Below are 22279 nucleotides of genomic sequence, written 5' to 3'. Positions count from 1 at the left end.
TCTTGCCGTGTGCGGGTGGGCGGGTCAGCCGACGGGCCACTGGGCGACACGGCTCCTGGGCGGTTCCGGGGTGTCGTGCTGGACGCGGCCGTTGCGGATGGTGCCGCGCCAGGCACCGCCCTCCTGACCGAGCCCCTCGATGAAGTGTTTGAAGTCGACCAGTTCGGCGCGCACCAGCCGGGCGGTCAGCCCCGTGACCCCGGGGGAGCGGGTGAGGACCTTCGCGGCCCCGTGCGGCCGCAGGAGCATCCGGACCGTGATCGCGGTGCCGCCGGACCCCGTGGGCCTGAACTCGACCTCGCCCTCGTGGGTGGGGTGCTGCTCCAGACCACGCCAGGCCAGGTAGGCGTCGGGGTCCTGCTCCACGATCTCGACCGGGAAACGGTGGCGCAGCAGGCCGTAGCCGATGGTCCACGTGGTGACGGTGGGCCTGACCTGCTCGACGTCGCGCACCACGGCCGAGAAGCGCGGGAACGTCTTGAACTGCGTCCACTGGTTGTAGGCCGTGCGGACCGGCACCGCGACCTCGACCGTCTCGTCGACGTGCCACTCATGCAGCGGACGGCGGCGTGTGACGCCGTCGCCGTCGGTACGCCCGTCGTCCTCTTCGTGCGCCATCATGGTCCTTCTTCCGGTGAGAAAGCCGGGCGTCGGGGCACCCGTCCTCCCCTCATGGGTCACGGCACCACTTCCGGTTCCCCGATCCCGGGTTTCGAGTCACCCGACCGCACCGGCGTTCCCGGGCGTGGACCCGGCCGCGAGAAGAGCGCCGGACCCGAGGCACCGAGAGGAACGCCGCTCACGGGCTTCTCCCGTTGCCCGGCGGACACCTCCAGCTTTACCCCTGGACACGGCCACCCGCCACTCACCGTGCCCCGGAGCGCCGCTCCACCGTGGCCGCGGCGCTCCGCTGGCCGAGGGATGTGCTCCAGTGGCGCCAGCGGCCTTGGGAGAGCACGAGGATCTCGGCGCACGTGCGTCCGGCGTGGACGAGGTCGCCGTAGCGCGCGGTGATCCGGCCGTGCTCCCACGCCGGGGCCTGGCCCGTTAGTGCGTATCGGTGTCACGGCTGCGCTCCCACACGAGGCCGCTGATCACGCACACCGTTATGGACGGTGCGTTCCTCCTCGTCGGCGTGATGGGTGACGGCCCCGGCCTCGGCGACTGGAACGGCGTCCTGCTACGCGCCTGCCACGGCCAAGGCGAACAGGACCGCGACTCCCCCCGAGCCGACGCACTGCCGGCAGCGGCGCCGCGAAGAACCGCGCGTCTACGTCTGGGAGTACCCCACCCGCACCTCTCACCACAACGGCGGCATGCGCTCGTTCAGCGCCACCTACCGCATGACCGAACCCTCTCGGCGACAGCGGTCACGAAAACACGGTGGCAGAACCTCCTGGACCAGCCTGCCCTGAGCGGGGGAACGATGCTCATTCCGGCGCGGGAGCAAGCCGCTGTTCGGGTGATATTCGGCGATGCCGCAGGCCTCGGGCGGAGAGCCCGCCGCGAGCGCGACGCCCCCGGTGACGACGATGTCCATCACGCCCAGCGCATGCCGATGGCGGAGAACTGTTTTGCCCGTTCCGGGGACAGCGTCGCGGCTCTGCTGCGCTGGTTGCTGATCCATGCTCCGAGCCGAAGCTCCCGACCTCTTGGACCTCGCCTCTGCCGCTCCCGCCGCTGACGGCGATTCGTTCGATGTGCTTGCGCGGCACGCGGAGGTGTCCCTCGCGTTCGTAGAACCGCTTGGCGGCCTGGTAGTTCATCGCCCACTTGTCGGCCTGCGTACGCCGCGGGGGCGGCTTCTCGTCCTCGGCCGCGGGTTTGATCCCGAGGACGTGCTCGCACAGCCACTGCTGCGCGGTGGTGAGGTTGTCCCACCTGAGCCGAACGGAGCGTACCCACCGTCCGAGTCTTCGCCTTGGTGCACGACGTCGCCCGGCGACGTGGGCAGCGGGTGGCCGGCCTCCAGGTGGAGCCGGGCGAGGTGGAAGCAGCGCTGCCACTCCACCGGCCGGCTCGGGCACCAGGCGGGGTCGCAGTCCTCCGGCTGCTCGCGCCGCTCGTCCGGCAGAGCCCCGGCCGACGACTCCACCGGCAGACCCTCGGCACGCCGTTGCTCGATCTCGGCCGCCTCAGACCCGATAGGTGAAGGGCGCCTCCAGGTCGCCGTGCAGCCGGCGGTGGATGACGGCGGCCTCCACCCAGCGCCGCCAGTGCTCGTCCTCGGGGATGAGGACCCGCAGGGCGCGTCACGCGGGCGTGGAGGATTTCGGCAACTGGCGAGCGGGTGCTGCCGCGGCGAGGGCGCCGGCCTCTGGCCCTCCGCCTCCGGCCGGTGCCCCGACCCCCGGCCAGAGGCCTCGCCGGGCCGAACCCCGATCACGCGGTCCCTTGCGACAGTGCGGCTCCGCGGGCCCTCAGCAGTGGACGCGACTGCCGCCATCGGGCAGGTAACTGTTCCAGATCCACCCGATGTAGGGCTCCGATATGTGTGTCCACTTGTTGCCGTACACGTTCGTCGTGTGGCAGTCGTAGGTCACTGTTGTTCCCGCGGGGACGCTCGGGCCGGGGCAGTCGCCGTACGGGCCGTATGAATGCAGCGGGGTCTTCTGTGAGAGACGGACTTCTTTCCCGTCGGCGTTGAAGGATATGTCCTCAGCCTCGCAGTAATAGGCGGCGGAGAGGGCGGAAGGGGGAGGGGCCGTTCGCGTCCCCGCTCCCGGCGGCAGCGGTGGAGCATCACCGGCCGAGAGGCCGTATGCCTCCTGCCCTTGCCACAGGGACGGGGACGTCAGCCCGCTGAGCAGCGCCTGCGCGGCGGAGGGAGCGATTTCAGCATCCCGCGGTCACGTTCCCGCAGTAGATCCACCCGCGGGTGAACCCGTTGTCCACGTAGTACCACAGGTTCCCCAATTCGTTATAGGCGTTGTGGCTCCACAGCAGTGTGTCCCCAGGGGACGTGCGGTAGTACCAGTCGCAGCTTTCCTTGTAGCACGCTCTGATCGGCCCGCCCCGCGACGTGGTGGTGTACCAGGTTGCCGCCCCTGCCGTCCCGGAGTTCGCGGTGCCCGCTTCAGAAGTCCCGGTGGCAGCCGTCGACGTGGTGGGTGCCGCCGGGGCGGGAGCGGTGGACATGGCGGTCAGCGCGCCTGCGAGGGCCGCGCTGGTCGCCACAGCGGTGAACACTGTCCGAAAGGTCATGATCTCTCCTGGAGTGCGCGTGGCGCGTCAGTTGTTGTGCAGGGGACGGACTGCACGTTGCCGGTCCGTCCCCTGCGGTGACGAGCGCCCCTCCGTCAGGTCCGCGCGTCAGCCCGACACTGTCCGGCGGCGGGAACCGCGTGCGTCGGCCGCCGGGACCGCGCTCGGGGGCCGGGCGCCAAAGCCCGCGGAAGGTCCGTCAGCACCGTCGCTGAACAGCCCGGGCTCCGGAGCAGCCGGATGTCACCACTGACAATGCACGTGCGTGGAGTGGCCCGCGTCTCCCGGGCCGAGTACCAACACCGCCCCATAGGCCTTGCAGGCCCTCATGAACTTCTTGGCCTTGGTGTAGCCCGACCCGCTGAGGCTGACCTTCGAGCCGTTGACGGTGCCGACGTCGAAAGCCCTGCCCTTGTAGTGTTTCGAGCCGACCGAGTGACTGCCGCCGGCGACCTCGGTGACCTTGAAGGTGAACCGTTTCGAGGTCCTCAGCTTGAGCATCGCGTTCAGCATCGTCTTGTTGAGCGCGACCGACCCGCCGGGGGCGTTCCCGTAGTTGCTGCGCTTGGCCTTCTTGCCCTTGGCGGTGTCCTGGATGTTCTTCTTGGCGGTGGCGCCGTCGCTCACCCTGCTCTCGTGCACGGTGGCCAGGGTGATGCCCCGGGTCTGCAGGATCGACTTCGCGATGTCCACTCTGCTGGCGGCGTGCGCGGACGTGGCTGGCACGAGGACGATCAACGAGGTGGCCAGGGCAGCCGAGGCCAGGAACTGTGTGCTCTTCATGGGACGGGATTTCCTTTCACGAACTGTGATCGAACGCAGCCGCGCTGTGCCGTGGCCGGCTCCGGCGCATGCCGGTATCCGGCCGGGACGGACGGGACGGTCCTGTGCGGTGGCCCCTCGCCTGACGGGCCAGGTGAGCTGACGGGTCAGGCAGGGCACGCGCTGCGCAGCGCAGCCCAGGTGCGGACGCCGACGATCCCGTCGACCGCCACCAGGGGATTGCACTCGGACTGGTACATGGCCTGGAAGCTGCGCACCGCGGAGCGGGTGCCCGAGCCGAAGACGCCGTCCACGCCGCTCGAGGAGAGGTACCCGGCGGAGTATAGGAGGCACTGCACCTCCTTGACCCTGGCTCCGGTGTCTCCATAACTGGTCGTAGCCGTGCCGGTGTACCAGTAGCCCTGGTAGGGGCAGGTGCTCGCCGCGGCCACGGTGGCACCGGCGCTTCCTTCGGCATGGACGGCCTGCACGGCCTGGGCCGGAGCGGTCAAAGCGCCCAGCACGAGCAGAGTGCCCGACGCCGAGACGGCGGCGGCATGACGAAGCCTCATGGTTGCTCCTTGAGTCGGTGGTCGTAGGCGGCGCCCCCTACGCAGACAACGATGTAGAGCCGGGTTTGAGAGAGTCTTGAAGGAACCTTGAACGGCGGGCTTCCCACCGGCTACACAGTGGGACAACAGAACATCGGGGGAAGAAGTGCCGGTCGAGTTCAGGCTGCTCGGTGAAGTGGAAGTGCGTGTCGGCGGCCGCCCGGTCGATGTCGGCCATGCCCGTCAGCGGTGCGTGCTGGCGGTGCTGCTGGCGGGAGACGGCGACAATCTGACGGCCGAGCAGATCCTGGACCGGGCATGGAGCAGCCCGCCCGGCGGAGGCCGTCACACGCTGTACAGCTATCTGTCCCGACTGCGACAGCTACTGGCACCCATCGGCGGTGTCGACCTCGTACGCCGGCGCGGCGGATACGCCCTGCAGGTCGATCCGATGTCGGTGGACCTGCACCGGTTCCAGCACTGGCTCGCCGAAGCCGGGAGGGCCCCTGACGACACCGGTGCCCGGAGGCTGCTGGAACAGGCCCTGCGACTGTGGGGCGACCAGGACGCCTTCGCCCACCTGGACACACCCTGGCTGAACACGTTACGCGAAAGTCTGACGCGGGAGCGGTACGCCGCTGAACTGGACTTGGCCGACCTCAAGCTCCGTGCCGGCCTGCACGCCGAACTGGTACCCCTGCTGTCCCGACGGGTCGCGCAGTATCCGCTCGACGAACGGCTGTGCGGCCAGCTGATGCTCGCACTGTACCGCAGTGGCCGCACCGCCCATGCCCTGGAGCACTACCAGCGGCTGCGCTCCCAACTCGCCGAAGAGCTGGGCGTCGATCCCGGTCCCGGTCTGACCGCACTGCACCAGCAGGTGCTGGCCGCCGACCCGGCGCTGACGCCCGCCCCGGCGGAAGCAGCCGCTGCCTCGCAGACGTCCGGTGCGTCCCGCGGGGTGCCGCCGGAGCGCGCGTCAGCGCCGCAGCCGGGAGTCACACCGCGCCAACTGCCTGCCCCACCGCCCCGGTTCACCGGCCGTACCGGTGAACTCGCGGTCCTCGACGCGGCTCTCGGGGAAGCCGCGGCCACCGGAGAAACGGTAGGCATCGCCGCGATCAGCGGGGGAGGAGGGATCGGCAAGACCTGGCTGGCGCTGCACTGGGCGTACCGGAACGTGGACCGCTTTCCCGAGGGGCAGCTCTTCGTCAACATGCGCGGGTTCGACCCCGTCGAACAGCCCACCTCGCCGTACATCGCCCTGCGCGGCTTCCTCGATGCCCTGGGTGTGCCGTCCTCGGCCGTACCGGCCGATCAGGAGACCCAAGTGGCCCTCTACCGCAGCGTGGTGGCCGGCCGCCGGCTGCTGATCGTACTGGACAACGTCCGCGACGCCGTGCAGGCCGAACCCCTGCTGCCCGGCAGCCCCTCGTGCACCGTGTTGGTGACCAGCCGGCACCGGCTCACCGGGTTGGTCACCGCCCACGGGGCGCGGCCCGTCCCGGTGGACGTGCTGGGCGAGGCGGAGGCGCACCAGCTGCTGGACCGGCACCTGGGGCCCGCCAGGCCGGCCGCCGAACCGCAGGCGGTGGCCGACTTGCTCGCGCACTGCTCGGGGCTGCCGCTGGCCTTGGGCATCCTCACCGCCCGCGCCGTCCTCGATCCCCGGATGCGGCTCGCCGACCTGGCTGACGAAGTACGTCACAGCGCCGACGGACTCGACGTCCTGGACACCGGCGAGCTGCGCACCAGCCTGCGTGCGGTCTTCGCCTCCTCCCACCGGGCGCTGTCCGCCCGGGCCGCCGAGGTGTTCGCGTTGCTCGGGCTCGCCCCCGGCCCGGACATCGGGCTGACCGGCGCCGTCGCCCTGACCGCTTGGCCCGGACCCGAGGCGCGTACCGCGCTGCGCGAGCTGGAAGCCATGTCACTGATCCACCAGCACACGACCGGCAGGTGGCGCATGCATGACCTCGTGCGGCTCTACGCGGCCCAGCAGGCGCGGCACAAGGTGCCGCAAGCAGACCGACACGCAGTACTACAGCGGCTGGCCGGCTTCCTACTGCACACCTCTTATGCCGCCGAGCGCCTCCTCGCTCCCCACCGGCCACCGCTAGACATCGGCGCCCCGGCCGCCGGCTGCTCCCCCCTGCCCCTTGCCGACCAGGACGCGGCACTGCGGTGGTTCACCGCCGAACACCCGTGTCTGCTCGCGGTTCAGCGCCACGCTCTCGAATCGGGCTGGACGGCCTTCGTATGGCAGTTCGCCTGGAGCATGGACACCTATCACTACCGACGCGGTGACCTGCTCCAGCAGTTGGCCTGCTGGCGGTCCGGACTGGCCGCCGCCCGCCGCGCGGACGACCCGGTAGCCGAGTCCCTGGCCCACCGCGTCCTCGGTCACGCGTGTGCTCGTACGGGGCGCCAGGACGACGCGCTCGACCACCTGCAGCAGGCCCTCGCCCTCGCCGAGCGGTCCGGTGACCCGTCCGCCGAGGCCCACACCCACCAGGCACTCGCCGTGGCCTGGGGCCAACAGGGGGATGACCGCCGCGCCCTGCACCACGCCAAGAACGCCCTGCGCGGCTACCAGACGCTGAAGGACCCGGTCCGCGAGGCCGACTCGCTCAACGACATGGGCTGGTACGCGGCGCGTCTCGGCCGGTACGCCGAAGCCCAGGAGCACTGTGAGGCCGCGCTGGCGCTCTTCCGCCACCACCGGCACCGCGACGGAGAGGCCAACACCCTAGACAGCCTCGGCTACCTCGCCCAGCACACAGGACGGCACCGCAAGGCACTGGAGCACTATCAGCAGGCACTGACCCTGCTGCAGGAGATAGGCAACACCTACGACGAGGCCGACACCTGGGACCACCTCGGTGATGTCCACGCCTCGCTGGACGACCCCCGGCGGGCCTCTGCCGCCTGGCGGCAGGCGCTGCGCCGGTACGAGGCCCAGGACCGACAGGACGACGCGGACCGCATCCGGCGCCGACTGGCCGCGCAGGCCGAAGAACCCCCCGGAGCGCCCGTCGGACCGGTGCACGACAGCTGAGCCGGAAACTCCGGTCCCGCTGTGGCGGGCTCCGTCTGTCCCACTGTTCCGGCGCGGAGCCTACGCCGGTCATTCGTAAGGTCGGTGAGTCCAAAGGCTCCGCACATGTCATGTGTCCTGGTCTTGGCATTGTGTGCCGCTACCGGAAACTCGGATGATCTGAGCCCACCATCCGGTTAGGGTCGGGCGGTGCCCAAGCTGAAGCGGCTGCATGCTGGCCATGCCCCGGCGGTCCTGGCCTTCGAGCTGGAGAACCGCGCCTACTTCGCCGCCTCGGTCCCCGACCGCGGCGACGACTTCTTCGACGAGTTCACCGACCGGTACGGCGCCCTGCTGGCCGAGCAGGAGGGCGGCATGTGCGCCTTCTACCTGCTCGTTGCCGAGGACGGCTCGGTTCTGGGCCGGTTCAACCTGTACGACCTCGAGAACGGCACTGCCGAGCTCGGTTACCGCGTCGCGCAGCACGTCGCCGGACGCGGCGTGGCGACCGAGGCCGTCCGGGAGCTGTGCCGGCTTGCGGTGGCGCGGCACGGACTGCGCACCCTGCGGGCGGGCACCTCCCGCGAGAATGTCGCGTCCCAGAGGGTGCTGATCAAGGCTGGGTTTGTCCTGGTGGACCCGGCCGACCTCGGTGGTACGTCAGCCCCCTGGTATCAGCGAGACTTGGTACCGCAGCGGTAGACCGTGATCTTGCTGGCGGACCGGCTGCGGGAAGGCTGCGGCCACCGCTGATCAGCGGTGTGTGAAGACGAACGATCGTGGCGCGGCCGTAGGTCACAGCGTTGGCCCTGCCCGCCAGCAGGAGGCGTTCGAGGTCCTGATGGGCCGGATAGCGGGCCGGTTCCTGCGGTGGAGCCCCGGCATTGGGTGAGGGACTTGGTGCTGGGGCTGCTGTCGGACCTGCCGCGCAAGGACTGCTGGTCCGGGAATGTGGTGCCGGCCAGGGCTTCCCGCGGGGCGCGCCTCGACGAAGCCGCCGCCGCGCTGGCGTAACCGCGTGTGCGGTTCAGCGTCCGCGCTGCTTCACATAGAGGTCGAAGCCCCGGTAGATCATCGGCCGCAGCGGCAGGTCCCACTCGCCGGCGTACCGTACCGCCTGGCCGCCGGTGCCGCCTCGCCGGCGCGGAGTGAACGTGCAGTGACGAACCGCAGGATGACGCGGCGGGCGTGGAAGGCCGTGACGACGCCGACCGGGCACAGGGGCGGCCCGCGTCCCGGGCGGGTCCGTGACGCGCCCGGCTCGCGGCCGGTACCCCGCCGTCACCCGGAACGAGCGGGATCCCGCCCGGCGGTGCCGGGCGGGATCCCGCTTCAGGACCGTTCCGCCGCCTCGTCGATCCGCCGGGAGCACAGGGCGCGGCCGCTGGGGCCGGCCATGAGCGCACCGGTCTCCAGGCTGTAGCTGGAGTGGTGCAGCGGACAGGTGATGCGCAGCGCACGGGTGTTGACGTACCCGTGGGCCAGATGTCCGCGGCGGTGCGGGCAGAACGCCTCGATCTCGTACTGCTTGTCGCCGACGGTGACCTTCAGCGTGTCGTCACCGGTCTGCTCGATGATCACCTCCGGTGAGCGCTTCATGGTGCCGTCCGCTGCGCCGAGGCGACCGCGGCTTCGGTGGCCGCGCCCAGGATCTCGCTGGCCAGCATGAAACCGGTCCACACCTTCGCCGGCTGGAGGTCCGCCTCCGCGTCGAACTCCCGGATCGCGTTTTGGAGTTCCTTCGCGTGGAAGTTGTCGATGTGCAGGTGCTCGGTGTAGTACCGCGCGCCTTCCAGGCCGAGCCGGGTCGCGCCGTCGGCGAAGCACTTGAACGCGTAGAGGATGCTGGACTCCAGGTAGCACAGGCATCCGAGGAAGTACTCGGGGCGGGGCGCCCGCGTCGCCGCCCAGAAGAACATGTTGACGTAGTCGAACGTCTCCGCGTTGGTGCTGTGCAGGTAGTCCCGCTCGTCCTGCGACAGGCCGAGTTCCCCGGCGAGCTCCCGGTAGATGTTGAAGTGGGCCTGGTCCAGGTTCCCACAGCCGAACTCGTCGACCAGGACGCGGAAGATGGCCATCTTGGCCCGCCTGGGCAGCCGCCAGACGATAGGCAGGAAGGACTCCGACTCCGTCAGGCCGTCCACCGCGAACTGCGCCACGACCTCGCGGAATTGGTTGCGGGTCAGGTCCTCGGCCAGAACGCGCTCGCACTCGGGCGGGTCGGCCTCCTCCTGCGCCAGGCGCTCCTTGATCAGGCGCATCAGGTCGGCCCGGTCCGCCATGGGCGGGGCCGAGGCCTCGATACGGGCCGCGCGCCGGGCTATCTGATCCTCTTCGAGGGCGATCAGCTCACGCAGTTCATCAGGCGTCGGGATGGAACGGTTGAGTGCGAAAAGACGGGCCTGGGGAGTGAGCCGGCCGGTGGCCGCGGGGGTCGCGGTGATGGTCATGGGTGTCTCCTCCTTCGCGAGGTCAGTCGACGGGCAGGCCGGTGCCGATGACACCCCGGGCCGCGAGTTCCTTCTTGATGTGCACGTACCAGTCCTCGGCGTCGAGCTTGTAGCGCCTGCTCAGTTCGTCGACGCGCGCCTGCCGCACCCCGTCGGGGTCCGCGAGGGCGGCCCGGCACGCCTCCGGCTCCAGGTTCGCCAGCGAACCGATGAACCCGGCGGTTCCCGTCACCTTGGTGATCAGGTGCTCCCAGCCCTGGAACACGGGCACGCCCGGGTCGGAGGCCAGGACCCGCCGGGTGAACTCCTCGTCGGCGCTGGACTCCTTGACGCCGATCACGCTCGGCAGCGCGCAGGCCTGGGCGAGTTCGGCCGCGTTCAGCGACCACCCCGACACCTCGTTCTCGCAGTAGAGGAAGATCGGCAGGTCGCTGTCGCGTTCGACGGCGCGGACGTGCTCGACGAAGCCGAGCTGGTTGCTCTCCGTCTTGCTGAACGGCGGCGGCACGACGACCGCGTCGGCGCCGAGGGAGGCCGCCAGTTCGCCGCGGCCGACGATCAGCGGGGCGAAGCCGAGTTCCGCGCCCGCCAGCACCGGCAGGCCGCGGGCGTGGCGCACGGTGTAGCCGACCATGTCCATCCACTGCGTGAGGGACAGCTTCCATCCCTCGCCGGAGCTGAGCGCCGGCATGAACCCGTCCACGCTGCCGTGCAGGGTGTCCAGCAGGCGGGCCACGGACGCCTCGTCCACCTTGCCGTTCTCGTCGACGGGCGTGACGAGGGGGACGATCACCCCTCTCAGCTCGCGCAGGCGCGCCACGTTTCGCGCCTTCCGATCAGACACGGGCATGGTCGACCTCCAGGACGAGTGACGTGCGGTACAGACCGGCCAGCGGTTCCGGGAAGCTCCCGGCGGCCGCCTGGTCGGGGGCGCCGACGGCCAGGCCGTTGTCGGCCAGCCTCAGCAGGCGGGGGTTCACCGTGACCAGCCGGGCGCCGGCGGTGACGGCGGAGGCCAGCAGGAGCTTCTCGCGCAGCGACAGGCCGGCCGTCTCGGGCAGGTCGGCGGCGACCTTCCAGACGTCCTCCGTGTAGGGAGTCCGCTTGATCGGCATGGTGCTGTGCAGGACGTCCATGAACGGGTAGTAGGCGTCCTGCGTCTCGCGCGGCAGGCCCCAGACGACGTCGTCGCAGCGCCCCACCTCCTCGTACGTCATCCACACCCGGTCGTGCAGGTGCCGGGCGAAGAAGGCGGCGCAGGCCTGCCGGACGTCCGGTTCGGCGGCGTGCATCCCCATGAAGAGGGACGCGTCGATGTACGTCTCGGTACGCGGGTCAGCCGGCAAGGGAATCCACCACCTCGCGCAGCGTGACCACGGCCTCCTCGAACTCCGCGGCGTCCCGGGCCAGCGCCATGCGGACGTAGCGCTCGCCCTTCTCCGGGGTGTGCCAGAAGAAGTAGGTGCCCGGCAGGACGTAGACGTCGTGCTCGGTGAGCTTTCGCTGGAGGTCCGTGGCCTTCAGGTTCTCGTCGGTGATCCGGAACCAGGCGACGCTGACGTTGACGGCCGGGTCGATGTGTTCGAGCAGGCTGCCGGCGAGGACCTTCTGCGCGGTCTCACGGTTCGTCGTGACGACGTCGCGGATCGACTTCATGTTGTCGGCGATGGAGTCCTCGACGTAGCGGGTGAGGAAGTTGAGGATGAACGGGGAGACGTCCAGCAGGACGCTCGTGTGGATGTTGTAGACCTCCTCGTAGAGGTCGGCGCTGCAGGTGAGCATGGCGCACTTGGCGTCCTGCAGCGGCCAGGTCTTGCCGGTGTCCTCGAGCGCGATGTACCGCACGCCCGACTCGTCGAGCAGTTTGTACAGGTCGAATCGGCCGAAGCGCGGGTCGGCCAGGGCGAAGGCGGCGAAGCACAGGTCGACGACGAAGAGTTTGTCGTGGTCGACGCAGTAGCGGACGACCTCCTCGAAGCCCTTGCGGCCGTGCTGGAGGAGCGTGAACCCGGTCGGGTTGTTCGGGTCGACGAGGAACAGGGCGTCGGTCTCCACGTGCCGGACGAGTTCGTCGTAGATCCGGTCGGCGTCGTGCAGGACGCTCTCCGGGATCGGCCGCGGGCTGACACCGACGTTCTTCAGCACGTCGGGCAGGTTGTCGAAGCACGGCTCGATCAGCGAGATGGATATGTCGTTGCGGCTCAGGTACATGCCGGCGACGAGGGTGGAGATGGACGCGGCGTAGGAGAGCATGGTCGTGTCCCTGCGGACGCTGTCCTGGCCGTGGAGGCGGAAGAACGCCTCTTTGAACTGGTTCTCCAGGTCGATCTGGCGGGACTTCTCGGCTTCGTACCACAGCTCGGGCAGGTTCGCGACGATGTCCCGCTGGGTCGGCGACTGCTCCTGGTGGGTGTGTGCGTCCGCGAGGTTGTGCCGGGTCTGCAGGGCCTGGATCTCGTGCTGAGTTAGGTCGAGCAGCTGCTCGGTCATGCTTCTCCCTGGGCGATGCCGGCCGGCCGTCGGATGCACCGCTGTCCGATGACAGGGCGTCCAAGGGCCGATCCGGCGAGGCGAGTGATGGAAAAGCGCGCTGCGGCGCTGGTGAGAAATCGACAGTTCGCGAGGCCGGGCCCACACCCGGCGCATCCGATACGCGACAATAGAGGCTTGCCACGGACGCGGTTTGTCGTTCGAGTACCGTAACGGATGATCGATCATTGCTCAAATGGTCTGAGCCGAGGAGAACCGAGTTGTCTCTTCCCACGAACCCCACGAACCCCGCGGCGCCCGCGTCCTCCCCGCCCCCCAGAGCCGCCAGGTCGGGCGCCACCCTGGAGCGGGTCCCCCTGCACGAACGCGTGCGGATCTTCGTCCTCGAAGGCCTGGTGGCCGGCCGCTGGGAGCCCGGGGACCGGATCGTGGAGCGCCGCATCGCGCTCGAACTGGGCGTCAGCCAGGCGCCGGTGCGCGAGGCGCTGCGCGAGCTGGAGACCATGGAACTCGTGACCTCCACGCCCAACAAAGGCGTGCGGGTACGGGAGCTGACCCTGGACCAGCTGCGCGACGTGTACCTTGTGCGTGCCTCCCTCGAACGGCGCGCGGTGATGCTGGCCGCCCCCCGTCTGGCCGGGAACGTCGCCGCGCTCGAGCGGCACCTGCTCGCCATGCGCCGGGCCGCGACCGGCGGGGACGTCGACGACCAGGCCCTGCACGGCGTGGCCTTCCACCGCGCCATCGTCTACGCCTGCGGGAACCCGGTACTGATCCGGCACTGGGACTGGCTCGGCGTCGAGGCCTGGACCCGCCTCTCCCTGCGGTGGCTGCGCACCGAGCTGCACGACAACGCGGAGGACCACGAGGAGATCGTCGAGGGCCTGCGCCGGGGCGATCCGCACCTGGGACGCCTGATGGAGCTGCACATCATGGACTACGCACACGAATCGAGGAACGCCTGATGCCGACGGCCGATCCCCTGCACCCCGTGGACGACCTGCCACCGCACGACGTCGCGCGGCTCGCCGACCCCCGCACCACCACGCCACCCGGCACCCTGACGGTCTTCTCCGACATCTGGTGCTCGTTCGCGCACGTCGCCCTGTACCGCCTGCACAGCACGCGGGAGCGGCTGGGACTGACCGAACGGGTGCGGATCGACCACCGCGCCTTCCCCCTGGAGATGTTCAACGACGGACCGAGCCCGCGCCGGGGCACCGACTCCGAGGTCGGGGGGATCGCGCACATCGAGCCGGACGCCGGGTGGCAGATGTGGCGCTCGCCGGACTGGAAGTTCCCGTCCACCTCGCTGTTCGCGCTGGAGGCCGTGCAGCTGGCCAAGGAGCAGGGACCCGAGGCCGCCGAGGCGCTCGACCTGGCCATACGGCAGGCGTTCTGGGCGCACAGCCGGCCCATCGGCGCCCGTTCGGAGATCATCGCCCTTGCCCGCGAGACGCCGGGGGTGCGCGACGACCTGATCGCCGCGGGGCTGGACGACGGCCGGGCCCGCCGCCTGGTGACCCTCGACTTCCAGTGCGCCCGCCGTCACCAAGTGCGGTGCAGTCCGCACGTGTTCGCCTCCGACGGCAGCGAATGGGCCAACCCCGGCGTCGAGGCGACCTGGCACGGCGCCTACGGAACCGGCTTCCCCGAGGTCACCCGGGACGATCCCACCGCGTGGGAGACCGTCCTGCGCACCGCCGCCGACCTGGCCGAGGCCTCCTGACTCTCGCCCAGCTTTGATCGATCATTGAAACTTACTGGCCGGTAGCAATTGACCACGCGACCTGACGGCACGTAGTTTCTGTTATGAGGAATCGATCTTCCATTATGCGGAAGTAAATAGTCGCGAGGGTTTCGACAACCAGTCGGCCGGTTTCACCCACACAACCGGCCGCCGCCAAGTGGCCTACCCGGTTCCGGTCTGGCCCGCGTCACAGAAGGGCGATCCCATGTCCCCGATCCACCAGCTGGACCAGCTGCCGGAACCCGATCCGCAGGAGGTGGCCGAATGGCTCGCCTCCGTGGACGGTGCGGTCGGCGCCGTCGGGCCACAGCGCACCGCACGGCTGCTGCGACGGGTCGTCGATCACGCCCGCCGGGCGGGGGTGCCGCTGCCGCCGCCGTCCGTGACCCCGTACGTCAACACCATCCCGACCGCCGCCGAACCGGCCTACCCCGGCGACGAGGCGATGGAGGCGCGGATCACGGCGTGGAACAGGTGGAACGCCGCCGCCATGGTGACCCGCGGAAACGAACGAGGTGGCCTTGGCGGGCACATGGCCACCTACGCCTCGGCCGCATGGCTCTACGAGGTCGGCTTCCAGCACTTCTTCAAGGGCAAGGACGCCGACGGCAGCGGTGACCAGCTCTACATCCAGGGCCACGCCTCGCCCGGCGTGTACGCCCGCGCCTTCCTCGAGGGCCGGCTGAGCGAGGCCGAGCTGGACCGCTTCCGGATGGAGGCCGGCGGTGGCGGTCTGCCCTCCTACCCGCACCCTCGGCGACTGCCCTGGCTGTGGGAGTTCCCGACCGTGTCCATGGGGCTCGGCCCGCTCTCGGCGATCTACCAGGCCCGTTTCAACCGCTATCTGCACCACCGCGGGATCAAGGACACCAGCCACAGCCACGTCTGGGCCTTCCTCGGCGACGGCGAGATGGACGAGCCGGAGTCCACCGCGGCCCTCGCCCTCGCCGCCCGCGAGGAACTCGACAATCTCACGTTCGTCATCAACTGCAACCTGCAGCGCCTGGACGGCCCGGTGCGCGGCAACTTCAAGATCATGCAGGAGCTGGAGGCGCAATTCCGCGCGGCCGGCTGGAACGTTGTCAAGGTCCCCTGGGGCGTGGAGTGGGACGGTCTGCTGGCCGCGGACTCCGACGGCTCGCTCCTCGACGCCCTCGACACCCTGCCCGACGGCCAGTTGCAGACATTCGCCGCCCGCGACGGCGCGTACATCCGCGAGCGCCTGTTCACCGGTGCCCTCGCCGACCTCGCCCGCCCCTACAGCGACGAGGACCTCGCCCGGATCGTCGGCACCTCGCGCGGCGGGCACGAACCCCGCAAGGTCCACGCCGCCTACCGGGCGGCCCTCGACCACCGCGGCGCGCCGACGGTCGTCCTGCTGCAGACGGTCAAGGGCTGGACGCTCGGCCCCGGCTTCGAGTCGCGCAACGCCAACCACCAGATGAAGAAGCTGTCCGGCAAGGAGTTCCGCGCGATGCGCGACCTCCTGGAGCTGCCCATCCCCGACTCCCGGCTGGGCGAGGGCCTGGTTCCCTACGCGCACCCCGGGGCGGACTCCGAGGAGATCGCCTACCTCCAGGAGCGCCGCCGTGCGCTCGGTGGCCCCGCTCCCGCCCGCCGGGTCGTCGCCCGCCCGCTGCCCGCCCCCGCCGACAAGCCGTTCGCGGCGCTGGCCAAGGGCTCGGGCAACCAGGAGATCGCCACCACCATGGCCTTCGTCCGCCTGGTCAAGGACCTGATGCGGGAGAAGGAGACCGGCGCGCGCTGGGTACCCGTCGTCCCGGACGAGGCCCGCACCTTCGGCATGGAGTCGCTGTTCCCGTCCGCCGGGATCTACTCCCCCAAGGGGCAGACCTACGAGCCCGTCGACCGCGACCAGCTCCTCTACTACAAGGAGTCCACCACCGGCCAGATCCTCAACGAGGGCATCACCGAGGCCGGTTCCCTCGCCTCCTTCACCGCCGCCGCGACGTCGTACGCGACGCACGGCGAGCCGATGATCCCCTTCTACATCTTCTACTCGATGTTCGGATGGCAGCGGACGGCCGACCAGTTCTGGGCGCTGGCCGACCAGCTGGGCCGGGGCTTCGTCATCGGCGCCACCGCGGGACGCACCACCATGACCGGCGAGGGCCTCCAGCACGCGGACGGCCACTCGCACCTCATCGCCTCCACCAACCCCGCATGCCTCCCCTACGACCCCGCCTTCGCCTACGAGGTCGGCGTGATCGTCCGCGAGGGGCTGCGGCGCATGTACGGCGAGAGCCCCGAGGACGTCTTCTACTACCTCACCGTCTACAACGAGACCAAACTCCAGCCGTCGATGCCGCAGGTGGAGGGGATCGAGCAGGGGATCCTGCGCGGTCTGTACCGCTACCGGCCGGCCGGCACCGCCGCCGCGGACGCCCCGCGCCTGCAACTGCTCGCCTCCGGGACGGCCATCCACTGGATCCTCCAGGCCCAGGAGCTGCTGGCCGCCGACTGGAACGTGGCCGCCGACGTGTGGTCCGCCCCCTCCTGGACGCTGCTGCGCCGCGACGCGATGGAGGCCGAGGCCCAAGGCCGCACCCCGTACGTCACCGAGGCGCTGGCCGGCACGCCGGGTCCGGTGCTCGCGGTGTCCGACTGGATGCGCGCCGTTCCCGACCAGATCGCCCCCTGGGTGCCGCAGCAGTGGACCTCCATGGGCACCGACGGCTTCGGCCTCTCCGACAACCGGGCCAACGTGCGCCGCCACTTCGGTGTCGACGCCGAGTCCATCGTCGTACACGCCCTGCGCACGCTCGCCGCCCGCGGCGACGTGAAGCCGGACGTGCCCGACGCCGCCGCCCGGCGCTACGGCCTGGCCGGAAAGGAATGAACGCCGTGTCCGTCTCTGTCACCCTGCCAGCCCTCGGGGAGAGCGTCACCGAGGGGATCGTCACCCGCTGGCTGAAGGAGGTCGGCGAGGAGGTCGCTCAGGACGAGCCGCTCCTGGAGGTCTCCACGGACAAGGTCGACACCGAGATCCCTTCTCCCGCCGCCGGTGTGATCCTGGAGATCACCGTCGGTGAGGACGAGACCGCCCGGGTGGGCGCCGAACTCGCCGTGATCGGTGCGCCCGGCACCACCGTGACGCCGCCGCCCGCGCCCGCTCCGGCCCCCGCCGACCCTGCCCCGCCCGCTCCGGCCCTCGCCGTTCCGGCCCCGACCGCCCCCGCTCCGGCCGTTCCGGCCCCGGCCGCCCCCGCTCCGGCCGTTCCGGCCCCGACCGCCCCCGCCGGTGCGACCGGCGTGGACGGCGGCGCCTACGTGACCCCGCTGGTGCGCCGGCTCGCCGCCGAGAGCGGCGTGGACCTGGCGACCGTCCAGGGCAGCGGCGTCGGCGGCCGCGTCCGCAAGCAGGACGTCATCGCCGCCGCCGAGGCCGCCAGGACCGCCGCGGCGGCCCCGGCTCCGGCCGCCGCCCCGACGGCACCGCCCCCGGAGGCGTCCGCGCTGCGCGGCCGGACGGTCAAGCTCACGCGCATCCGCAAGGCCATCGCGGACAACATGCACAGGGCGTTGCAGGAGCAGGCCCAGCTGTCCTCGGTCGTCGAGGTCGACACCACGAAGCTGATGAGGCTCCGTGCCGAGGCCAAGGACGGCTTCGCCGCCCGCGAGGGCGTCAAGCTCTCCCCGATGCCGTTCTTCGTCAAGGCCGCCGTCCAGGCGCTGAAGGCCCACCCGGTCGTCAACGCCCGCCTCGACTACGACGAGGGCACGATCACCTACTTCGACCACGAGAACGTCGGCATCGCCGTCGACTCGGCGAAGGGGCTGATGACCCCGGTCATCAAGGGCGTGGGTGAGCTGAACATCGCGGGCATCGCCAGGAGGACGGCGGAACTGGCCGACAAGGTCCGCACCGGCAGGATCACCCCGGACGATCTGGCCGGCGCCACCTTCACGATCTCCAACACGGGTTCGCGCGGTGCGCTCTTCGACACGGTCATCGTCCCGCCCGGCCAAGTCGCCATCCTGGGCGTCGGCGCCACGGTCAAACGCCCGGTCGTCCTCTCCGACCCGGCACTGGGCGACACCATCGCCGTGCGTGACATGACCTTCGTGACGCTCTCCTACGACCACCGTCTGGTGGACGGCGCCGACGCGGCCCGCTACCTGACCTCGGTCAAACAGGTCCTGGAGGCGGGCGAGTTCGCCGCCGAACTGGGGCTGTGACAACGGCAGGGCCGGCAGGACCGCCGGCCCGCCGGTGAACGGACGGGTCCCGAGGCGCTCCGCCGCCCTCGGGGCCCGTCCGTCGGCTCACGCGGCCGGGTGACGGGGCGCCGTCCTCGTCGCCGACGCGACGCTGGGGAAGCTCACGAAGCCGGTCATCGAGCTGTGCGACTTCTACGACACGGTGCCGTGGCGACTGACAGCTACGCCCTGCGCCCCGTGCTGAGTTCCATCGGCGCGGCGCACATCGTGCATGGCTGCTGCAGCCTCGGTCAGGACATCGCCGCAGAGGGCGGCATGTCGCCCGTCGGCACCGGCCGCCGCACTGGCGTTGGAGCAGGCCACTGACCAGTTCTCCGCTGGGCTGGGCAGCAGTACGGACAGGCTCGCCGCCGTGGGGTTGATCTGTCGGATCTTCCGACGGTCCGACGGCCGTCGCCGCCCCGGCGCCGAACATGCATTCTCTTGCCTGGCCCGGCGTTGAGGAGTTCACTGGTGTGATGCCGACCTTGGTCGCGACGTTGACGGGCTTCTGGCCCTCGCGTCGTGTGTATCTCTTCGACGGTTTCTGTAGCCGGGCCTCGTGATCCCGCTCCGCGCCATCACCCCGTCCGTGCCCTTCCCCGTACGAGAGAACCGAGGTCCGTCATGTCCGTCACCGATGAACTGCTCGCCAACAACGCCCGCTACGCCGAGACCTTCTCCGGTCCGCTCCCGCTGCCGCCCTCCCGCCGACTGGCTGTTGTGGCCTGCATGGACGCCCGGCTGAACGTCTACGCGATCCTCGGCCTGAACGACGGCGAGGCTCACGTCATCCGCAACGCCGGCGGGGTGGTGACCCAGGACGAGATCCGCTCGCTCGCCATCAGCCAACGCCTTCTTGGCACCGAGGAGATCATCCTCATCCACCACACCGACTGCGGCATGCTGACCTTCACCGACGACGGGTTCAAGGACGCGGTCCAGAAGGACACCGGAATCCGTCCGCCCTGGGCAGCGGAGGCGTTTTCCGACCTGGAGGAGGACGTACGGCAGTCCGTCGCGCGCATCAAGGCCGACCCGTTCGTCGTCCACAAGGACCGCGTCCGCGGTTTCGTCTTCGACGTGGCCACGGGCAGGCTCACGGAAGTCCGCTGACCGGGTCCCCGCCGCACCCGGGCATCTCCAGCCTCGGCTGGAGATGAGGGCACCGGGCAGCGGGGAGGCAGTAACGCGGTGCTGGCCTCCGGCTCGTCGTGCCGGAGGCCGGCGTACTGTCGTCAGCTCCTCGGCCGGGTTCCCGAGGCGCGGGACGGCTCAGCTGATGGCACTCCGCATGGCTTCTTCGACGTGGTCGGCGGTGTGACGGTGGAGGCCCCGTTCGCGGAGCGCAGCCCGACGGCGTCGTGGGTGCTGTGTTACGACGTTCGGTTCGTTCGTGGTGCTGCGGCGTTGCGCGCCTCGCGCTTCGCCCTGGTGATGAGCTCTCCCCGCTCGGTTGCGGAGCCGTGCGGGTCGATCTTGATGCGTTTGATCGCCACCAGGGCATTCAAGCGCTCGTCGTGCGCCCGCCATACCTCGCCGAACCCTCCAGCGGCGATGAGGTCGGGCAGCCGACAGTGACCACGATCAACCTGCGTTGGGCCGCCACAGCCAGCGCAGAGCGTCCGGAAGCAGGACGCCGCCGTGGTTGGGGCTGTGCCCGCCGTCTCCCAGGACAAGGCGGAAGTCGTAGCCCGCTTCAGCGAGAGCGGCTGCCACCCGCAGGTTTTCGGCGAGCCAGTTCCACCGGGGCTCATTCCAGTGCAGGTCACGGTGGCCGCCCTGCATGAAGATGCGCAGCGGCTTGCGGGGGACACGGGGGATGAGGTCTGGGTAGGGGTTGCCGTCCGGCATCTGCGCGAAGCTGGACAGGTATCCGATGACGCGGCGGAACTTGTCCGGACGCAGCCATGCAGCGGTAAAGGCGCAGTTGCCGCCGCTGCTCCCGCCGCAGATGCCCCACCTTTCGGGCGCCCGGGCGATGGTATAGCGCTCTGTAACCTGCGGGATGATCTCGGTGAGGAGGAAGGTGACGTACTGGTCATCGAAGGCGTCGTACTCGTTGTTGCGGTTCTTCGGGTTCTCCGCGTCGGGGAAGATCCCAGGATCGACGAACACGCCGATGGTGACGGGGATGTCGCCGCGGTGAATGAGGTTGTCCAGGACGATCGCGCCGCGTACCTCCCCAGCGGGGTCCAAGTACCACCATCCGTCCTGGAACACCATCAAGGATGCCGGTTCCGCTGAGTCGTACTGTGCGGGCACGTGCACCCAGAACTTCCGGAAGGTTCCCGGGTAGACCTCGCTGCTCCTCCACTCGAACGCGACCGTCTCGCCGGCGGGCACGCCCGGCTGTAGAGCGGAATCGGGTCCGTGGACGTAGCGCACGTCCGATTGGTCGATCGGAAGTGGCTGGTAGGGCATCTCAATGGTCACGGGGAGCAACCGTAGGGCGATCACCGCCCTTGACCGCAAGAGAATTGTCGTGATCCCGAGCAGGATGAGGGGGTCCGGCAGTGATGCAAGGCCGAGATCGAGGCGTGCACCCTTCTGGAGCTGAAGGCCAAGTTGAGTGAGGATCGGCTGGACGCCGTATTTGGCGACCGGTGGACTTTCTGGGCGAGGGCGGTGACCCGTGTGACGAACAGATGCGGGTTGGTGCTGTGGGGCCAGCGCTCGTAGCGTTCGCGGAGCCAGTCGGTGAGAAGCTCCAGGGTTAGCGCGTCCGGGCACAGCTCGGTGGCCCGGACGCCGGAGATGTAGGCAATCTTCGCCATGCAGTAGTCGCACGGCCACCAGATATTTGGGGGCCGCCGGCAGAGCCTCGCGTCAGGAGGCGAAGAACTCTGTCATCGTCTGCTTCGGGGGCGGGATCCGCAAGCCGTATTCGCCCCGGTGCCGGGGACGGTTGAAGGGATCGACCGGCGACTCGACCCCTGCCCCGAACCGCCGCAGGATCTGCGTCGGCGCCCGCTCTGGGAACACCGATTCTCATCGGCCGCGAGACTTTACGTGGCCTGCGCGCCCGCCGCGGCATCACCTTCCGCGAATCAAGACGTGGAAGGAGTTCCCGGACCCCGACCGCGAGACGAAGCTGGACCGGATCGAGGAGGTCTTGGACCGCTTCCCGGGCAGGGTGTTCGCCTTCGACGAGTTCGGCCCGCTCGGGATCAGGCCCACCGCCGGCTCGGGGTGGGCCGCACGCAAACACCCCGACCGACTGCCGGCCACCTACCACCGCACGCACGGGGTGCGGAACTTCCACGGCTGCTACTCGGTGGCCGACGACCGCCTGTGGGGCGTCAACCGCCGCAGAAAGGGTGCCGCCAACACACTGGCCGCACTGAAGACGATCCGCGCCGCCCGGCCCGACGGCGCCCCCATCTACGTGATCCTGGACAACCTGTCCGCCCACAAGGGCACCGAAATACGCCGCTGGGCGAAGGAGAACAAGGTCGAGCTGGGCTTCACCCCGACCTCCGCCTCCTGGGCGAACCCCATCGAGGCCCACTTCGGACCGCTGAGGCAGTTCACCATCACCAACTCCAACCACCCCGACCACACCATGCAGACCCGGGCCCTGCACGCCTACCTGCGCTGGCGCAACGCCAACGCCCGCCACCGCGACGTCCTGGCCGCCGAACGCAAGGAACGCGCCCGCATCCGCAGCGAGAAAGGCATCCGCTGGGGCGGACGCCCTCTCGAAACCGCAGCCTGAACCAGGCGAACCTAATCCGTAGATAAGGGCGTCCCAATGGAGCAAAAGCTTGTGGGGACGCTCGAGTAGAGGGCTGCGATGCCTGCGGCGAACCGGGTC

Annotated in this window: 18 protein-coding genes and 2 pseudogenes; 10 read left to right on the top strand and 10 right to left on the bottom strand. The window is 69.9% G+C overall.

The features are described from left to right. Positions 1-24: 24 nt before the first annotated feature. The 4 genes from ACZ4W9_RS37560 to ACZ4W9_RS37545 all read right to left on the bottom strand — a co-directional run bounded on the left by ACZ4W9_RS37560 (position 25) and on the right by ACZ4W9_RS37545 (position 4538). Positions 25-621, bottom strand: a complete 597-nt coding sequence (locus ACZ4W9_RS37560; protein WP_467943644.1) for an SRPBCC family protein — start codon at positions 619-621, stop codon at positions 25-27. A 2214-nt stretch (positions 622-2835) separates the two neighbouring features. Further along, complete coding sequence (locus ACZ4W9_RS37555) at positions 2836-3204, bottom strand: hypothetical protein (protein ID WP_467943642.1); 369 nt, start codon at positions 3202-3204, stop codon at positions 2836-2838. Positions 3205-3447: 243 nt separating this feature from the next. Then, positions 3448-3987, bottom strand: a complete 540-nt coding sequence (locus tag ACZ4W9_RS37550) for a hypothetical protein (RefSeq protein WP_467943640.1) — start codon at positions 3985-3987, stop codon at positions 3448-3450. Positions 3988-4133: 146 nt separating this feature from the next. After that, complete coding sequence (locus ACZ4W9_RS37545) at positions 4134-4538, bottom strand: peptidoglycan-binding domain-containing protein (RefSeq protein ID WP_467943638.1); 405 nt, start codon at positions 4536-4538, stop codon at positions 4134-4136. A 145-nt stretch (positions 4539-4683) separates the two neighbouring features. On the opposite strand from ACZ4W9_RS37545, the gene ACZ4W9_RS37540 reads away from it, so the two are divergent. The 3 genes from ACZ4W9_RS37540 to ACZ4W9_RS37530 all read left to right on the top strand — a co-directional run bounded on the left by ACZ4W9_RS37540 (position 4684) and on the right by ACZ4W9_RS37530 (position 8565). Next, on the top strand, positions 4684-7572 hold the full coding sequence (locus ACZ4W9_RS37540; protein WP_467943636.1) for an AfsR/SARP family transcriptional regulator: 2889 nt from the start codon (positions 4684-4686) through the stop codon (positions 7570-7572). 189 nt (positions 7573-7761) lie between these two features. Then, complete coding sequence (locus tag ACZ4W9_RS37535; RefSeq protein WP_467943633.1) at positions 7762-8253, top strand: GNAT family N-acetyltransferase; 492 nt, start codon at positions 7762-7764, stop codon at positions 8251-8253. 186 nt (positions 8254-8439) lie between these two features. Next, entirely contained in the window at positions 8440-8565 is a 126-nt protein-coding gene (locus ACZ4W9_RS37530) for a hypothetical protein (protein ID WP_467943666.1), read from the top strand. A 318-nt stretch (positions 8566-8883) separates the two neighbouring features. Here ACZ4W9_RS37530 and ACZ4W9_RS37525 read toward each other — a convergent pair whose 3' ends face one another. The 5 genes from ACZ4W9_RS37525 to ACZ4W9_RS37505 are packed head-to-tail and all read right to left on the bottom strand — an operon-like array spanning position 8884 to position 12491. After that, positions 8884-9150, bottom strand: a complete 267-nt coding sequence (locus ACZ4W9_RS37525) for a Rieske (2Fe-2S) protein (RefSeq protein WP_467943631.1) — start codon at positions 9148-9150, stop codon at positions 8884-8886. Further along, positions 9147-10001, bottom strand: coding sequence for an iron-containing redox enzyme family protein (locus tag ACZ4W9_RS37520; protein ID WP_467943629.1), 855 nt, complete (start codon positions 9999-10001; stop codon positions 9147-9149). Before ACZ4W9_RS37520 ends, ACZ4W9_RS37525 begins: the two co-directional genes overlap by 4 nt. A 22-nt stretch (positions 10002-10023) precedes the next feature. Beyond that, positions 10024-10851 carry a dihydrodipicolinate synthase family protein gene (locus ACZ4W9_RS37515; RefSeq protein ID WP_467943627.1) on the bottom strand — a complete coding sequence of 276 codons (828 nt, stop codon included), beginning with the start codon at positions 10849-10851 and terminating at the stop codon, positions 10024-10026. Next, positions 10838-11347: a DUF6190 family protein gene (locus ACZ4W9_RS37510; RefSeq protein ID WP_467943625.1), complete on the bottom strand. Its 510-nt coding sequence runs from the start codon at positions 11345-11347 to the stop codon at positions 10838-10840. Before ACZ4W9_RS37510 ends, ACZ4W9_RS37515 begins: the two co-directional genes overlap by 14 nt. Further along, positions 11337-12491, bottom strand: coding sequence for a pyridoxal phosphate-dependent aminotransferase (locus ACZ4W9_RS37505; protein WP_467943623.1), 1155 nt, complete (start codon positions 12489-12491; stop codon positions 11337-11339). The genes ACZ4W9_RS37510 and ACZ4W9_RS37505 overlap by 11 nt, the downstream gene beginning before the upstream one ends. Before the next feature lie 341 nt (positions 12492-12832). Between ACZ4W9_RS37505 and ACZ4W9_RS37500 the strand changes: the two genes are divergently transcribed. The 6 genes and pseudogenes from ACZ4W9_RS37500 (at position 12833) to ACZ4W9_RS37475 (ending at position 19578) form a co-directional block, all read left to right on the top strand. Continuing rightward, a complete protein-coding gene (locus ACZ4W9_RS37500) occupies positions 12833-13456 on the top strand; it encodes a GntR family transcriptional regulator (RefSeq protein WP_037755473.1) in 624 nt (207 codons plus the stop codon). Further along, complete coding sequence (locus tag ACZ4W9_RS37495) at positions 13456-14220, top strand: DsbA family oxidoreductase (protein ID WP_467943621.1); 765 nt, start codon at positions 13456-13458, stop codon at positions 14218-14220. Before ACZ4W9_RS37500 ends, ACZ4W9_RS37495 begins: the two co-directional genes overlap by 1 nt. A gap of 226 nt (positions 14221-14446) precedes the next feature. Beyond that, complete coding sequence (aceE, locus tag ACZ4W9_RS37490) at positions 14447-17101, top strand: pyruvate dehydrogenase (acetyl-transferring), homodimeric type (protein ID WP_467943619.1); 2655 nt, start codon at positions 14447-14449, stop codon at positions 17099-17101. Next, positions 17014-18441: pseudogene (gene sucB / locus ACZ4W9_RS37485) on the top strand (2-oxoglutarate dehydrogenase, E2 component, dihydrolipoamide succinyltransferase); the annotation flags it as partial. The gene aceE and the pseudogene sucB, both read left to right, overlap by 88 nt. 189 nt (positions 18442-18630) lie before the next feature. Next, positions 18631-18789: a hypothetical protein gene (locus ACZ4W9_RS37480; protein WP_467943617.1), complete on the top strand. Its 159-nt coding sequence runs from the start codon at positions 18631-18633 to the stop codon at positions 18787-18789. 300 nt (positions 18790-19089) lie between these two features. Next, complete coding sequence (locus ACZ4W9_RS37475; RefSeq protein ID WP_467943615.1) at positions 19090-19578, top strand: beta-class carbonic anhydrase; 489 nt, start codon at positions 19090-19092, stop codon at positions 19576-19578. 471 nt (positions 19579-20049) lie between these two features. On the opposite strand, the gene ACZ4W9_RS37470 is transcribed toward ACZ4W9_RS37475, so the two are convergent. Further along, positions 20050-20898 carry an alpha/beta hydrolase gene (locus tag ACZ4W9_RS37470; protein WP_467943613.1) on the bottom strand — a complete coding sequence of 283 codons (849 nt, stop codon included), beginning with the start codon at positions 20896-20898 and terminating at the stop codon, positions 20050-20052. 542 nt (positions 20899-21440) lie between these two features. On the opposite strand from ACZ4W9_RS37470, the pseudogene ACZ4W9_RS37465 reads away from it, so the two are divergent. Next, positions 21441-22180: pseudogene (locus ACZ4W9_RS37465) on the top strand (transposase); the annotation flags it as partial. Positions 22181-22279 lie beyond the last annotated feature (99 nt).

It is taken from the genome of Streptomyces sp. NPDC029296 (assembly GCF_055569255.1).
Note: the sequence above shows the minus strand (reverse complement) of the source record. Positions and strands in the feature narration are given on the sequence as shown.

Bases quoted from the DNA above. Each gene is read 5' to 3' on its own strand.
- ACZ4W9_RS37560 (WP_467943644.1), bottom strand. From the start codon at position 621: ATGATGGCGCACGAAGAGGACGACGGGCGTACCGACGGCGACGGCGTC.
- ACZ4W9_RS37555 (WP_467943642.1), bottom strand. From the start codon at position 3,204: ATGACCTTTCGGACAGTGTTCACCGCTGTGGCGACCAGCGCGGCCCTC.
- ACZ4W9_RS37550 (WP_467943640.1), bottom strand. From the start codon at position 3,987: ATGAAGAGCACACAGTTCCTGGCCTCGGCTGCCCTGGCCACCTCGTTG.
- ACZ4W9_RS37545 (WP_467943638.1), bottom strand. From the start codon at position 4,538: ATGAGGCTTCGTCATGCCGCCGCCGTCTCGGCGTCGGGCACTCTGCTC.
- ACZ4W9_RS37525 (WP_467943631.1), bottom strand. From the start codon at position 9,150: ATGAAGCGCTCACCGGAGGTGATCATCGAGCAGACCGGTGACGACACG.
- ACZ4W9_RS37520 (WP_467943629.1), bottom strand. From the start codon at position 10,001: ATGACCATCACCGCGACCCCCGCGGCCACCGGCCGGCTCACTCCCCAG.
- ACZ4W9_RS37515 (WP_467943627.1), bottom strand. From the start codon at position 10,851: ATGCCCGTGTCTGATCGGAAGGCGCGAAACGTGGCGCGCCTGCGCGAG.
- ACZ4W9_RS37505 (WP_467943623.1), bottom strand. From the start codon at position 12,491: ATGACCGAGCAGCTGCTCGACCTAACTCAGCACGAGATCCAGGCCCTG.
- ACZ4W9_RS37495 (WP_467943621.1), top strand. From the start codon at position 13,456: ATGCCGACGGCCGATCCCCTGCACCCCGTGGACGACCTGCCACCGCAC.
- aceE (WP_467943619.1), top strand. From the start codon at position 14,447: ATGTCCCCGATCCACCAGCTGGACCAGCTGCCGGAACCCGATCCGCAG.
- ACZ4W9_RS37475 (WP_467943615.1), top strand. From the start codon at position 19,090: ATGTCCGTCACCGATGAACTGCTCGCCAACAACGCCCGCTACGCCGAG.